Source organism: Lutibacter holmesii (assembly GCF_042679665.1).
Classification (GTDB): Bacteria; Bacteroidota; Bacteroidia; order Flavobacteriales; family Flavobacteriaceae; genus Lutibacter; species Lutibacter holmesii.
Window position 1 is genome coordinate 322,691 of the sequence record NZ_JBHTMV010000003.1, and the last position, 14,384, is coordinate 337,074.

The following is a 14,384-nucleotide window of genomic DNA, read 5'->3' on the forward strand; positions in this document are numbered from 1 at the left end:
CAAAATAATTATAGAAAATCTCAATAACATTTTACGAATATTGTAATTTATTTGAGTAATTTTGATAAAAGTTTAATTGATTATAATTTTAATAGCTGTTAATTATATATAGATATGAAAGTACAAGAGATACTAAATAACCTTGAAACCAAACATCCAGGGGAAAAAGAATACTTACAAGCAGTGCAAGAAGTATTAGAGTCTATTGAAACAATTTACAATGAAAACCCACAATACGAATCGGCCAAAATTATTGAACGTTTGGTTGAACCAGATCGTATTATAACTTTTAGAGTTTCTTGGGTTGATGATGACGGAAATGTACACGTAAATTTAGGCCATAGAGTGCAATTTAATAATGCAATTGGACCATATAAAGGTGGTATTCGTTTACACCCAAGTGTAAATTTAAGTATTTTAAAGTTTTTAGGTTTTGAACAAATTTTTAAAAATGCCTTAACTACATTGCCAATGGGTGGTGGAAAAGGAGGTTCAGATTTTAACCCAAAAGGAAAGTCAGATGCTGAAATTATGCGTTTTTGCCAAGCTTTTATGTTAGAATTATGGCGTGTAATTGGCCCAAATACTGATGTTCCTGCAGGAGACATTGGTACTGGCGGTAGAGAAATAGGATTTATGTACGGAATGTACAAGAAATTGCAAATGGAAAACTCTGGAGTGTTAACCGGTAAAGGTTTAAATTGGGGTGGAAGTTTAATAAGACCTGAAGCAACTGGTTTTGGAGCAACCTATTTTACCAAAGACATGTTGAAAACTCAAAACGATTCTTTTAAAGGAAAAACAGTTTGTTGTTCTGGGTTTGGAAACGTAACGTGGGGCGTTGCTTTAAAAGTAACAGAATTGGGTGGTAAAGTTGTTACCATTTCAGGACCTGATGGATATGTGTACGATAAAGACGGATTAGATGAAGATAAAATTGATTATTTGTTGTCTTTAAGAGCTTCAAATAATGATATTGTTTCTCCGTATGTTGAAGAATATCCTGAAGCGGTATTTTATCCAGGAAAAAAGCCTTGGGAAGTAAAATGTGATATTGCAATGCCTTCAGCAATTCAAAATGAATTGAACGGTGAAGATGCTGCACAACTTGTAGCAAATGGTGTGCAATATGTTGCCGAAGTTTCTAATATGGGTTGTACGCCTGAAGCAATTGAGGTTTTTCATAATCATAAAATTCCGTTTGCTCCAGGAAAAGCAGCAAATGCTGGTGGTGTTGGGGTTTCAGGATTGGAAATGTCTCAAAATGCCATGAAAATTAACTGGACAAAAGATGAGGTTGACGCAAAACTGCATCAAATTATGTCTTCAATTCATGTGGCTTGTGAAAAATATGGTACTGAAGAAGATGGTTACATTAACTATGTAAAAGGTGCAAATATTGCAGGTTTTATTAAAGTAGCCGACGCTATGTTAGATCTTGGCGTAATTTAAATTTGAGATTATTATTAGAGATAAAAAAACAGTCACAAAATATTTTGTGACTGTTTTTTTTATGGTGTAATGTTTGTAAAACTTATCTTGTTTCAAATTCTAATTCTCATTGATTATTGGTGAGGGAATATGCTGAATCAAGTTCAGCACGAGGTACTTTAATAAATTTCTATTTAAAAACGGTATCCAATTCTTGTATGTAAATTAATAGCTGTTTCATTACTGGCTTCATATTTATAATTATTAACCGTATCAGCAAACTCGTGCAACCAGCCAATTCCAATTCCTAATTCGTAATTAAAATGTTTGCCAATATTTCTTCGCATTCCCCAAGTTGGAACTATAGAAATTTGATTGGAAACATTATAATTATCAGATTTTGAAATAATAAACCAATCGGGGTGATAACTTGTTTTTAGCGATAAAAAACTACCGCTGTTTCCTGTAATGTCTTTTGATTTAGTAACTCTTTTATTTAAATTGTAATAAAACTTAGGTTCTAAAGATACACCAGGCACCATAAAAAAATCATCATTGTGAATTCCGCTATCCAATCCTATTTCGCTTCGTAAAGCAAACTTATTTGATAGTCTAGCTTCATGATGTGCCCAAATACCTAAAAGCCCTGTTTGAATTCCAAATACAGATTTTTCTACACTTGCATCTTGCGCCTTCGCTATAAGTGTGATTCCACATAAAAATAAAGTGAATGCTAATTTTTTCATACGTTTGTTTTCGTTTAGTAAGGTTTAAAGTTATCAATAATTATTGCAATTACTAGTTGAAAAAAATTATAAAATAAATAAGTACCTTGTTTACATTTAAAAAAAATACACTCTTTGTCAACCATTTTAAACTTTAAAGCGTCTTTATATATGTAAGGCCTTTAAAAAAGTATGCTAAAAGTCATAAAACTAAATAACGATTCGCAATTAATTAAGCAAGCACTTAAAAGCAATAGAAAAGCTCAAAAATGTTTGTACGATAAATATGCACCAAAAATGTTGAGTTTATGTGCATATTATATAAAAGATGTTCAGCAAAGTGAAGAGGTAATGTTAAATGGTTTTTTTAAAGTTTTTACCAAATTACATCAGTTTTCAAATGAAGGTAGTTTTGAAGGTTGGATTAGAAAAATAATGGTTTGGGAAAGTATTTCTTATTTAAGAACAAAAAAAGAATTAACCCTTACAAACGAAATTGAAAGCTTTGAAAGCATAGTTGATAACGAAATTGAATTGTCTATTGCTGTAGAAGATTTACAGTTGTATATAAATGAATTGCCTAATGGTAGTAAAGTGGTTTTTAACTTGTATGTGATTGAGGGTTATAAACACGCCGAAATAGCAGAAATGTTGAGTATTTCAATAGGAACATCAAAAACACAACTGTCTAGAGCTAGAAAAGCATTACAAAAAATGATTTCTATAAATCAAAAAAAGTATCATGGAACAACATAAATTAAGAGAAAAATTACAAAACAGAAGTATTGTTCCTTCTAAAAATTCTTGGGATCAATTAAGTCAAAAATTAGATACTGAAGAAAGCACTCAAAAAACTGGTAAGTGGTGGTTTTTAAAATATGCCGCTATATTTTTAATGTTTTTTTCAGTTGGTTTGTACTTTTTTAAAACAAATAAACCTGTAGTTGAAGTGCCAGTTGTTGTAGCTCCAACACTAAAAGAAGAAGTTAAAAAAACACCTGAAATTGTGGTAGAACCTGAAATTAGAGTTGCAGAAACTACAGTAAATTCAGTTGTAAAAGAAACTCAAAAAAAGCAACCAATAATTTTAAAAAATAAAGAAGTTGAAAATGTAGCAATAGCTATTCGTAGTACCGTTGAAACAACAGAGTCTTCAAAAATTATAACTATTGAAAACACATCTGTTGAAATACAAACCGAAGAAATTTTAGTAGTTGAGCAACCTTCAGAAGAAGAAATTTTAAACGCTGAAGTAGAGCATTTATTAAATGCTTCAAAAATTAAATTACGTGTAAATCATCAAATATCTAAAAAAAGAGGTGTAAGCGCTAGTTCTCTTTTAGCTGATGTTGAAGATGATTTAGACAAAGATTTTAAAGAAAAATTAGTAGAAAAAATTATTACAACCTTAAAAACTCCTCGAAAAATAGTTATTACAGATCGTGGAGACTAACTAAAAACAATCAAAAATGAAAAAAATAGTAGTAGTATGCTTATTGTTAAGTCAGGCTTTTTTGTGGCAACCAATAGTTGCGCAAGAAACGGCAGAACCTTCAGAACAAGAAGTAAAAATTAAAGAGAAAAAAGAGCAGATTATTCAAGGCGAAAAAGAGGCGTTAAAAAAAGAAGTAGTTGCAATTAATACACGCTTTAATAATGGTGAAATTACAAAAGAAGAAGCCGATAAATTAAAAGAAGAAGCTGCAGAAATTCATGCCTTAAATATTGAAAATAAAATTGCAATTATTGAGAATTCTATTGCTTTGTCTGAAAGAGCAATTGTAAAATTTAATGATGATGATGTGAATATTGAGTTGAGTACTGATCCGTATAAATTAACATTACAAATATTTGAAGATGAAGAATCTTTGATTGATATTCAGTATGGTCAGAAAAAAAAGTACGACAAACGTACACATTCAAATCTTTTAATTTCTTTTGGGTTGAATAACGCTATTATTGAAGGACAATCTATTAACGACTCTCCGTATAAAATAGGAAAAAGTAAATATTTTGAGATGGGTTGGTTGTGGTCTACTCGATTGTTAAAAGAATCAAATGCAGTGCGATTTAAGTATGGTTTTTCATTTACATTTAACGGTTTAAATCCAACAGATAATCAATATTTTGTTCAAAATGGTGATTTAACCAACGTAGAAGATTTTCCTACAAATATTACAAAATCAAAGTTGCGAATGGATAATTTAGTTGTTCCTATTCATTTTGAATTTGGACCTTCAAAAAAAATAGAACGTGATAATTATTTTAGATATTCAACACGTAAAAAATTTAAATTTGGTATAGGAGCGTATGCTGGTTTTAATTTGGGAACACGTCAAAAGTTAAAATATTCAGAAGATGGGTCTAAGCAAAAAGATAAAATTAAAAAGAGTTACAATACAGCCAATTTTATTTATGGGTTAAGTACGTATATTGGTGTTGATGATTTTTCGTTGTATTGTAAATATGATTTAAATACCATTTTTAACGATCCTAATGTAAAGCAAAATAATATTTCTTTAGGGTTACGTTTTGAGTTATAAATAGTTAAAAAATAAATGGAATATATAAAAACGGAGCGCATTAAATGTCTCCGTTTTTTTATGCATAAATACCAAGTAAGTAATACCTTTGTTGCTCCTAAAATGAAACCTTAATACCTAAAAGTGATCGTTGGTATCAAATTAGGTGTGATAACAAATTAAATAGTAAAAGGTCACCTTACATTAAAATGATAAAATTGTTACAATGCAACTACTCAACTTTATAAAATCACAAACCAATCTTCCTTCAAAAGGTATAGAAAACACCATTGAATTATTAAATGAAGATTGTACCATTCCGTTTATTTCTCGCTATAGAAAAGAACGTACAGGAAATTTAGATGAGGTTCAAATAGGTGATATTGTAAAATATAAAGCACAGTTTGAAGAGCTAGAAAAACGCAAAAAAGCCATTTTAAAAGCTTTGGAAGAGCAAGATGTTTTAACTTCAGATTTAAAACAAAAAATTGAAGCTACTACCAATGTAACTGCTTTAGAAGACTTGTATCTTCCTTACAAGAAAAAACGTAAAACAAAAGCTGAAACAGCTCGTAAAAACGGATTAGAACCGTTGGCAAAAATGATTATGAGTCAGCGTGTGAATGATTTGGAATATACAGCTTCAAAATATACGAATAACGAAGTTGAGAATGAGGAAAAAGCCTTAGAGGGCGCTCGTTTTATAATTGCTGAATGGATTAATGAACGAACGGATATAAGAAACAATATTCGTTATCAATTAGAGAAATTTGCAACTATCAATACAAAAGTTGTAAAAACAAAAAAAGAAGATGAAAAAGCACAAAAATTTAGAGATTATTTTGAATGGTCTGAAAGTTTAAACCGTTGTCCATCGCATCGTTTTTTAGCTATTTTACGAGCAGAGAAAGAAGGTTTTATACGTGTAAAAATTGAAATTGACAACGATCGTGCATTGGATAAAATGGAAAGTAGAATTATTCGGTCTAACAATGCTTGTTCAACTCAAATAAAGTTAGCTATTCAAGATGCGTATAAACGTTTGTTGCTACCTTCTTTATCAAACGAAATTTTAAACAATTCAAAAGAAAAAGCTGATGAAGGAGCTATTAAAGTTTTTGCCAAAAATTTGCAACAGTTATTGTTAGGTGCACCTTTAGGCGAAAAAACTATTTTGGCAATTGATCCTGGATTTAGAACGGGTTGTAAAGTGGTTTGTTTAAATGCGCAAGGTGGTTTAGAGTATAACGAAACTATTTATCCTCACGCTCCAAAAAACGATGCTATTGGAGCAATGAAAAAAATTAATTCGCTGGTTGACGCTTATAAAATTGAAGCTATTGCTATTGGAAATGGAACCGCTTCACGAGAAACAGAGCAATTAATTCGTAAAATGAGATTCAACAAAGATGTTGAGGTTTTTGTGGTGAGCGAAGCCGGTGCTAGTATTTATTCAGCCTCCAAAATTGCGCGTGATGAATTTCCTAATTTTGATGTTACCGTACGCGGAGCGGTTTCAATAGGTCGCCGATTGGCTGATCCGTTGGCTGAGTTGGTAAAGATTGACGCAAAATCTATTGGTGTTGGGCAATACCAACACGATGTAGATCAAACCAAATTAAAAAATTCGCTAGATACTGTTGTTGAAAGTTGTGTAAATAAAGTAGGTGTAAATATAAATACAGCAAGTGTTTCATTGTTAAGTTATGTTTCAGGAATTGGACCAAAATTAGCCGAAAACATTGTGAATTACAGAGATGAAAATGGTGCTTTTATTTCAAGAAATGACATTAAAAAAGTAGCTCGTTTAGGTAATAAAGCATACGAGCAAGGTGCTGGTTTTTTACGCATAAAAAATGCTAAAAACCCGTTAGATGATTCGGCAGTACATCCTGAAAGTTATAAAGTTGTTGAAAAAATGGCAAAAGATGAAGGCAGTTCTGTTGCTAATTTAATTGGAAATAAAGCAGTTCTTCAAAAAATAAATTTAGAAAAATATACTTCAGCAACCGTTGGATTACCAACATTAAAAGATATTATTTCTGAGTTAGAAAAACCAGGTTTAGATCCGCGTGAACAAGCAAAAGTATTTACATTTAATCAAAACATTCACACAATAAATGATTTGCACGAAGGACAATTATTGCCCGGAATTGTAAATAACATTACTAATTTTGGTTGTTTTGTAGATATAGGAATTAAAGAAAGTGGTTTGGTTCACGTTTCTAATTTAGCCGATAAATTTGTGAGCGATGTTAGTGAAATTGTGAGTTTACATCAACAAGTAATAGTAAAAGTTTTAGAAGTGGATGTGGCACGTAAACGCATTCAATTATCTATGAAAAATTTAAAATAAAACACTTAAAGTTTTCTTTACTGTCATTTTTTAAAGCGGCATTTGTTGTGTGTTTTAATCAATTTACATAAGCGCTAAAGCTTATATTTAGTCTATTTGAATGGTGTAAATATCAGTTGTGTTAGATTGTTCATATTCGTAACCTGAAAGTTGAAATGTCTCGGTTTTGAAAAATGTACAGCAATTTTCATATTTTTCTTCCATATCTAATTCAAGTGTAAATTCAACTAAATCGCCAACAGTTATAGTATACGTATGCGGATCTAAGTTCCAGCCAATTTCATTTAAGCTTAAAATATTGTAATTGTTTTCAGAAATAAAACTATATGAAACGGCATTATTTTCTTCATCTACCACTTTAATATCGTTGCTATTTAAAGTTTCATTGGTAAATAAATTTTCACCTGTTGCTTTATCTACTAATTCAAAAGAAAAATTAGGTGGTGGAGAAAAACAAGCGATACCCTCACATTCATTGTTTTTGCATCCAAGTACAGTAAAAAATATAAAAAGTAGTGTAAGTTGTCTCATTTGTTTTAAAAAGTATTAAATGTCAATTACTAATATAAAGGTATCGAAGGTACTCATTCTTAAAAAAATATAAGATAAAATGGTTATTAATTTTTTATTTCACGCTAACAATTAATTGGCTTTTAATGATAAGTTGTTTTTTTGTGAAAATTGTTATGCTAATACCGTTAAAAAACTTTTAAATTTGTAGTTAAACTAAAACGAATAGTTATGACAAATACAATAGAATTAAGTTGGAAAGGGCAAATGTTGTTTGAATCTGTAGCTCCGGAAGGGAGCGTAATGATTGATGCTGCTGAAGAAGTTGGCGGGCAGGGAAAAGGATTGCGACCTAAAGCAATGATGTTAACTTCATTGGCAGGTTGTTCTGCAATGGACGTTGCTTCTTTGTTGAAAAAAATGCGTGCTGAGGTTGATGATTTTAAAATTGAAGTTGTTGCTAATTTAACCGAAGAGCATCCAAAAGTATACGATAAGGTAAAAGTAATTTACACCTTTATAGGAAGTGAATTTAAAAAAGCTAAAATTGAGAAAGCGGTTAATTTATCGGTTGAGCGTTACTGTGGAGTAATGGAAATGTTTCGTCAATTTGCTGATGTTTCTATTGAGATTAATTATAGAGAAGAAAAAAGTTAATTAAGTTTTAAAAGTATCCATTTTAGGTTTGTGATATTTTGAAGGTATTTTAAATTTTGTTGTGATTTCAATAAATGTTAAAACAATAAATTTAATTATTTTTAAAATATAAGTTATTTATTTAAGATTATTTCACCTTAAATTAAGGCGAAATACATTTATAATTGTATAAATTTACTTTGTCTAATTACCAAGTCTATGGAGATAAAGTTAAATGAATATAATTTAAAACTTAAACATACATTTACCATTTCAAGGGAATCACGCGATATTCAACCTTCACTTATTGTTGAATTAAAAGATGGTGGTTTTACAGGTTTAGGCGAAGCAACATCAAGCCCGTATTACAATATTACTGTGCCTAAAATGATGGATGCTATTACTGCGCTTGAACCTAAAATTAAAGTCAACAGAAATTCTACACCCGAACAGTTTTGGGCTGAATTATATCCGTATTTTAAAGAAAATATGTTTGCGCTTTGTGCCTTAGATTTGGCATTTAATGATTTGTATGCTCAAAAAAAAGGTGAAAAATTGTATGAATTATGGGGTTTTAATATTTCAAACAATCCGTTAACCGATTATACTATTGGAATAGATACTATTGAAAAAATGGTAGCTAAAATGAAAGAGTTGCCTTGGCCAATTTATAAAATTAAATTGGGTACAAAAGAAGATATAAAAATAGTTGAAGAACTTAGAACACACACAAATGCTATTTTTAGAATTGATGCTAATTGTGGTTGGACTGTTGATGAAACCATTAAAAATTCCATAGCATTAAAAAAACTAGGAGTAGAATTTTTAGAGCAACCTTTAAAAGCTAATGATTGGGATGCGCATAAAAAAGTTTTTGAAGCATCGGTTTTACCAATAATTGCAGATGAAAGCTGTTTGGTTGAAGATGATGTTGAAAAATGTTACAATCATTTTCATGGCGTTAATGTAAAATTGGTAAAGTGTGGAGGTTTAACTCCGGCAAAAAGAATGTTGGAAAAAGCAAAAGCTTTAGGAATGAAAACTATGGTTGGTTGTATGACCGAGTCTTCGGTTGGTATTTCGGCAATTGCACATTTATTACCGTTGTTAAATTACGTTGATATGGATGGCCCTTTATTACTGTCTGAAGATATTGCAAATGGTGTTACTATAGAAAATGGAGTTATTTCTTACAGTAATTTAAATGGTTTAGGTGTTACGTTGATATAAGAAATTATGATTGTTAATTGTTTTCCTGATAGAACTATTCAGATTGGAAATAACGAATATCTATACTTTGGAGGAGCCACTTATTTGGGCTTTTCAACTCATTAAAAATTTCAAGAAAATTTAATTGTAGGAATTAAAAAATGAAAAGCTTTTTATGGTAGTTTATGTAATTACTAATTTTTAATAGTAACTTAAAAAAAGCAAAGAATAGAATAGTAATTGCAGCTAGCAATACAAAAACAGATTTAAAGTTGTTGAGTAATACAATGCGTTAAACACTTTTTTTAAGGTTTAAAAATTTTACTAATCTTCTTCTTCAATAGTAAACAAATATTCTACTGTAACATTAAAAAATTGCGCCATTTTTATGGCTAATGTTACTGATGGATTGAATTTATTTTTTTCTATAGCGTGAATAGTTTGGCGCGAAACACCTAGTTTTTCTGCTAGTTGAGCCTGTGTTAAATCGTGTCTCGCACGTTCTACTTTAATTAAGTTTTTCATTATAGAAAAATTTGAGTTCAAAAATAGTGATTCCAATAATTACTAGAACTAAACTCGTTAATAATTCAATTGTATTTTCGTAAAAGTACTTAAATACAAAACTATTTAATAATGCTAAAAAGGTAATCATAGCTAGTACACTCTTTTTTTAATAAAAAATGTGATTAGATATAAGTACATAAATAAGGTTATAAAATAGTCTATAGTTAGTTTAATTTCTTCTGAAAAAGCATAAAGTAATATTGAAATTAAAATACCAATAATGGCTGTAAATTTGTACGATTCTAATCGTAATATATTAATATAATCGTCTTCAATTTTTTCTTTTGATAGCATATAAATTAAAACTCCAAAAAGCGAAAGTGCATCTAAAATGCGTAATGTTTTTTCACCAAAAAAATCTTTAAAAGTAGTAACATTACTTTTTGGAGGTGTAGTAATAGTTTTGTTTTCAGTTTTTTCATTTATTGGTTGAAATGAATTTTGACCATCACAATATCCATTTATAGCACTATCTCCTGCACTAATAAATGAAAATATTATAAACATTGCTAATCCTAATTTTTTGCACCAGTTTGGAAATATTTGAGTTTTCATAGTTGTGTGTTTAGTAAATGCGTTTTTTTATAAAGAATGTAATTAAGTATGTCCAAATAAATAAGTAGATAAAATAATCTATTGAAAGTTTTAAGTTTTCGTTAAAAGAGTACGCTATTATAGCAATAACTAGCCATAAGATACTTGATAATAGATAAGATTCGTATCGAAGTTTATGAATATAATCATCTTCAATTTTTTCTTTTGAAAGCATGTAAATTAGCATTCCAAGAACGCCAATAATTTCAAATATATGCAAGCCTATTTCTCCAAAATTGTCGGTTAGGAACGAGTTTGGTTTATAATTTAAAGGTTGTTCTTTTATTCTAGTTGAATTGTAGCCTTCAGTAAAACCTTCTTTAAAGTCATCATAACCTCCAACTATTGTGCCTATAAAAAAGATTGCTAATCCTAATTTTTTACACCAATTTGGTAGTATTTGCAATTTCATAGTTTAAATTTTTAGTAAATACGTTTTTTTATAAAGAATGTAATTAAGTATGTCCAAATAAATAAGTAAATAAAATAATCTATTGAAAGTTTTAAGTTTTCGTTAAAGGAGTAAGCTATTATTGCAATAACTAACCAGAAAATACTAGAGAAAAGATAAGATTCGTATCGAAGTTTGTGAATATAATCATCTTCAATTCTTTCTTTTGAAAGCATGTAAATAAGCATTCCTATTATACCAAGCATTTCAAAATAGTGAATGCCAATATTATTCATTATTTCAGAAACCTTATAAGGCTTATATTCTGCCTGGGTTTGATTTACTGGTTTGTACGGACTGCTATCTTCAACACTATACCAGCCAGCTCTAAATTCTTCAAAACCTGTTAAAACAAAAAAGGAAAAGAATAAAATTAGCCCTAATTTTTTACACCAATTTGGTAATATTTGTAATTTCATTATCTATTATTTTTATACAAATGTAAAGTTTTGTTTACATTAAAACAAATAAAATAGAATTTTTTTAACTTATTTGAATTGATTACTTTTGAAAAAAAGTACTGCTATGCGTTGGAAATTACAGCCCGAAACCGATTCTGAAATAACTAAAAACCTTGCAAAAGAGTTAGGTGTTGAATATACGTTGGCTAAGTTATTGGTTCAACGTGGTATTGATTCTTTTGATGCTGCAAAGGCTTTTTTTCGCCCTAATTTAAGTGATCTACACAATCCATATTTAATGAAAGATATGGATAAAGCTGTTGCTAGAATTGAGTTGGCAATTGCCAATAATGAAAATATTTTGGTGTACGGTGATTATGATGTTGACGGAACTACGTCGGTTTCATTAATGAGTTCGTATTTAAAAACAATTCATCCCAATATTGCTACTTATATTCCAGATCGTTATGCTGAAGGTTATGGTGTTTCCTTCAAAGGAGTTGATTTTGCTGAAGACAATGAAATGTCATTAATAATTGCTTTAGATTGTGGAATTAAAGCCATTGACAAAGTAAATTACGCAAAAGAAAAAGGGATAGATTTTATTATTTGTGATCATCACAGGCCAGGGAGTGAAATTCCTAAAGCCGTTGCTGTTTTAGATCCAAAGCGTGAAGATTGTGCATATCCGTACAAAGAGTTGTGCGGTTGCGGTGTTGGTTTTAAATTAATTCAGGCGTTGGCAAGTGAACGTGGTGAAACTATTACAGATTTGCTTCCGTATTTAGATTTAGTAGCTACAGCCGTGGCAGCTGATATTGTTCCAATTACCGGTGAAAATAGAGTGTTGGCTTATTACGGATTACAAGTAATAAATTCCAATCCAAGAAATGGTATAAAAGCTATGATTCATCAGTTAGAGAAAAAAGAGCTTACTATTACCGATGTTGTTTTTGTAATTGCGCCTCGTATCAATGCTGCTGGAAGAATCAAGCACGGAAATTATGCCGTGGAATTATTAACAGAACTCGATTTTGATGCAGCCGTAAAATTTGCTTCTGAAATTGAAAAAAATAACAACGATAGAAAAGAGCTTGATAAAACAATTACTGTTGAAGCTTTGCAGCAAATTGAAGCTAATAATGAGCAGCAAAACTACACTTCAGTTGTATATGCTGAAAATTGGCATAAAGGTGTTATTGGTATTGTAGCTTCTAGATTGATAGAAACCTATTACAGACCAACTTTAGTTTTTACAAAAAGTGGCGATAAATTAGCAGCATCTGCACGATCTGTAAAAGGATTTGATGTGTACAATGCTTTGGAAGAATGTTCAGAATTTATTGAGCAGTTTGGAGGACATAAATATGCAGCGGGATTGACCTTGACGGTAGAAAATTACCCAAAATTTAAAGCAAAGTTTGAAGAGGTTGTAAAAGCAACCATTGCAGAAGAATTGCGTACGCCAGAAATAACAATTGATGCTGAGATTAGTTTATCTGAAATTACTCCGAAGTTTTTTAGAATTTTAAAACAATTAGCGCCGTTTGGCCCTCAAAATATGCGTCCAACTTTTTCGGCTTCAGGCCTACGGGATAATGGATTTGGAAAAAAGGTTGGTGCAGATCAAACACATTTAAAATTAAATGTTATTGAAGGAGCTAATCAAAAAACCTACAATGCTATTGGTTTTAGTATGGGTGATAAATTTAATCTAGTTCAAAAAGAACAAGGTTTTAATGCTGCTTTTAATATTGATGAAAACCATTGGAATGGAAATACATCATTGCAATTGCTCTTAAAAGACATTAAAGCAACATAATTAAATTAATTATGCTGCTTTTTATGTTTTTTTCCGTACCAAAGTAAACCACCTGTAACAGGTAAACTGGCAATTAATAAACTTGCAAAAAAAGCAATAATTTTACCTGTTATTCCTCCAATTGCACCAATGTGAATGTCGTAGTTCATTCTTAAAAGTTTGTCGGCAAATTTGGAGTCTTTGTACTTGCCAAAAATAGCATCCGTTTCAATTTCCTCTAAAGTGTTTTGATCAAAGAAACGAAAATCAGAGTCGTAAAATAATCCTTTACTGTTTGAAACTTCTACGTAAATACTATTGTCTTCACTTTCAGGATAATGTAACTCAAAACTTTCAGCATTTGGTGATTCTTTTAATAGTTTTGGAATTAATAAATCAATGGGTTTTACTTCATAATCTGTAGCACTTATTTTACTATTATTTTCAGGAATTATAAATGCTGGCACCTTGTCTCCACCGGTTGATATGTATACTACATACTTCAACCAATCATACGACATAATTACTCCTGTAATTCCAAGAGCTAAGGCAAAGGAGCAAATGTAAAAACCAAAGATTGCGTGTAAATCAAAGTTCTTTCGTTTCCATTTTGTAGTTGCTTTCCAGTCAAATTTTAATCGTTTTTTTAATCCTTTTCGCTTTTTTGGTAACCACAACAAAAACCCTGAAATAATAATGAAAATAAATAGCATAATGGAGGCGCTAACTACTTGTTCTCCTATTTTTTTTGGTAACCATAATCGCATATGACCTTTTAAAACAAAGGCAAAGAAACCTGATAAATGATCATCAACTTGAATTATTTCCCCAGAATACGGATTTATAAAAATACTTTGATAAAATTCAGGTTCTGCATCATAAAAAATAACTTCAACAGCATCATCTTGTTTGCTAAAAACTGTTCCGTGTACGGTATTGTTTGGAAATATTTTTGAAGCAATAGTTTTGGCTTCTGTAACAGTAATTAATGCGTTGTTTTGTGGATTTACTTTTTTATAATCGCTGTACAGACTTTCAATTTCATCTTTAAAAGCGAAACAACTACCTGTAATTGCAACTATAAATACTACAATTCCTGTAAGTAAACCTAAAATTTTGTGTAATGCGAGTATGGATTTTCGATATTTCATATCCTTTGAAAAAAGGAAAATGACAATTCG

General features: G+C 30.3%; 15 protein-coding genes. 8 read left to right on the forward strand and 7 right to left on the reverse strand.

Annotated elements, in window-relative coordinates:
- Nucleotides 1-114: 114 nt before the first annotated feature.
- Nucleotides 115-1,452, forward strand: coding sequence for an NADP-specific glutamate dehydrogenase (gene gdhA / locus ACFQ5N_RS04210; RefSeq protein WP_386808002.1), 1,338 nt, complete (start codon nucleotides 115-117; stop codon nucleotides 1,450-1,452).
- A gap of 173 nt (nucleotides 1,453-1,625) precedes the next feature.
- Here gdhA and ACFQ5N_RS04215 read toward each other — a convergent pair whose 3' ends face one another.
- The gene (locus ACFQ5N_RS04215) at nucleotides 1,626-2,177 is read right to left on the reverse strand and encodes a hypothetical protein (RefSeq protein WP_386808003.1); all 552 of its coding nucleotides are present in this window, start codon (nucleotides 2,175-2,177) and stop codon (nucleotides 1,626-1,628) included.
- A gap of 171 nt (nucleotides 2,178-2,348) precedes the next feature.
- On the opposite strand from ACFQ5N_RS04215, the gene ACFQ5N_RS04220 reads away from it, so the two are divergent.
- From ACFQ5N_RS04220 to ACFQ5N_RS04235, 4 genes are all read left to right on the forward strand, one after another.
- Nucleotides 2,349-2,912 (forward strand): RNA polymerase sigma factor, encoded by a 564-nt coding sequence (locus ACFQ5N_RS04220; protein WP_386808004.1) that lies wholly within the window; start codon nucleotides 2,349-2,351, stop codon nucleotides 2,910-2,912.
- Nucleotides 2,899-3,609, forward strand: coding sequence for a hypothetical protein (locus tag ACFQ5N_RS04225; RefSeq protein ID WP_386808006.1), 711 nt, complete (start codon nucleotides 2,899-2,901; stop codon nucleotides 3,607-3,609). Before ACFQ5N_RS04220 ends, ACFQ5N_RS04225 begins: the two co-directional genes overlap by 14 nt.
- Before the next feature lie 16 nt (nucleotides 3,610-3,625).
- Entirely contained in the window at nucleotides 3,626-4,699 is a 1,074-nt protein-coding gene (locus ACFQ5N_RS04230; RefSeq protein WP_386808007.1) for a hypothetical protein, read from the forward strand.
- A 205-nt stretch (nucleotides 4,700-4,904) separates the two neighbouring features.
- Nucleotides 4,905-7,034 carry a Tex family protein gene (locus ACFQ5N_RS04235; RefSeq protein WP_386808009.1) on the forward strand — a complete coding sequence of 710 codons (2,130 nt, stop codon included), beginning with the start codon at nucleotides 4,905-4,907 and terminating at the stop codon, nucleotides 7,032-7,034.
- Between the two features lie 87 nt (nucleotides 7,035-7,121).
- Here the strand turns inward: ACFQ5N_RS04235 and ACFQ5N_RS04240 are convergent, their stop codons facing one another.
- Nucleotides 7,122-7,565, reverse strand: coding sequence for a hypothetical protein (locus tag ACFQ5N_RS04240; protein WP_386808011.1), 444 nt, complete (start codon nucleotides 7,563-7,565; stop codon nucleotides 7,122-7,124).
- A 210-nt stretch (nucleotides 7,566-7,775) separates the two neighbouring features.
- Between ACFQ5N_RS04240 and ACFQ5N_RS04245 the strand changes: the two genes are divergently transcribed.
- Together ACFQ5N_RS04245 and ACFQ5N_RS04250 are read left to right on the forward strand one after the other, a co-directional pair.
- Nucleotides 7,776-8,201, forward strand: a complete 426-nt coding sequence (locus tag ACFQ5N_RS04245) for an OsmC family protein (protein WP_386808013.1) — start codon at nucleotides 7,776-7,778, stop codon at nucleotides 8,199-8,201.
- Nucleotides 8,202-8,399: 198 nt separating this feature from the next.
- Complete coding sequence (locus ACFQ5N_RS04250; RefSeq protein WP_386808015.1) at nucleotides 8,400-9,410, forward strand: dipeptide epimerase; 1,011 nt, start codon at nucleotides 8,400-8,402, stop codon at nucleotides 9,408-9,410.
- Between the two features lie 303 nt (nucleotides 9,411-9,713).
- On the opposite strand, the gene ACFQ5N_RS04255 is transcribed toward ACFQ5N_RS04250, so the two are convergent.
- The 4 genes from ACFQ5N_RS04255 to ACFQ5N_RS04270 form a co-directional block, all read right to left on the reverse strand.
- On the reverse strand, nucleotides 9,714-9,914 hold the full coding sequence (locus tag ACFQ5N_RS04255) for a helix-turn-helix transcriptional regulator (protein WP_386808017.1): 201 nt from the start codon (nucleotides 9,912-9,914) through the stop codon (nucleotides 9,714-9,716).
- A gap of 132 nt (nucleotides 9,915-10,046) precedes the next feature.
- Nucleotides 10,047-10,511 (reverse strand): hypothetical protein, encoded by a 465-nt coding sequence (locus ACFQ5N_RS04260; RefSeq protein WP_386808019.1) that lies wholly within the window; start codon nucleotides 10,509-10,511, stop codon nucleotides 10,047-10,049.
- 10 nt (nucleotides 10,512-10,521) lie between these two features.
- Nucleotides 10,522-10,962, reverse strand: a complete 441-nt coding sequence (locus ACFQ5N_RS04265) for a hypothetical protein (RefSeq protein WP_386808021.1) — start codon at nucleotides 10,960-10,962, stop codon at nucleotides 10,522-10,524.
- An 11-nt stretch (nucleotides 10,963-10,973) separates the two neighbouring features.
- Entirely contained in the window at nucleotides 10,974-11,420 is a 447-nt protein-coding gene (locus tag ACFQ5N_RS04270) for a hypothetical protein (RefSeq protein WP_386808022.1), read from the reverse strand.
- 106 nt (nucleotides 11,421-11,526) lie between these two features.
- Between ACFQ5N_RS04270 and recJ the strand changes: the two genes are divergently transcribed.
- Complete coding sequence (gene recJ, locus ACFQ5N_RS04275; protein ID WP_386809021.1) at nucleotides 11,527-13,224, forward strand: single-stranded-DNA-specific exonuclease RecJ; 1,698 nt, start codon at nucleotides 11,527-11,529, stop codon at nucleotides 13,222-13,224.
- A 5-nt stretch (nucleotides 13,225-13,229) separates the two neighbouring features.
- On the opposite strand, the gene ACFQ5N_RS04280 is transcribed toward recJ, so the two are convergent.
- Nucleotides 13,230-14,354, reverse strand: a complete 1,125-nt coding sequence (locus tag ACFQ5N_RS04280; RefSeq protein ID WP_386808024.1) for a PepSY-associated TM helix domain-containing protein — start codon at nucleotides 14,352-14,354, stop codon at nucleotides 13,230-13,232.
- Between the last annotated feature and the right edge of the window lie 30 nt (nucleotides 14,355-14,384).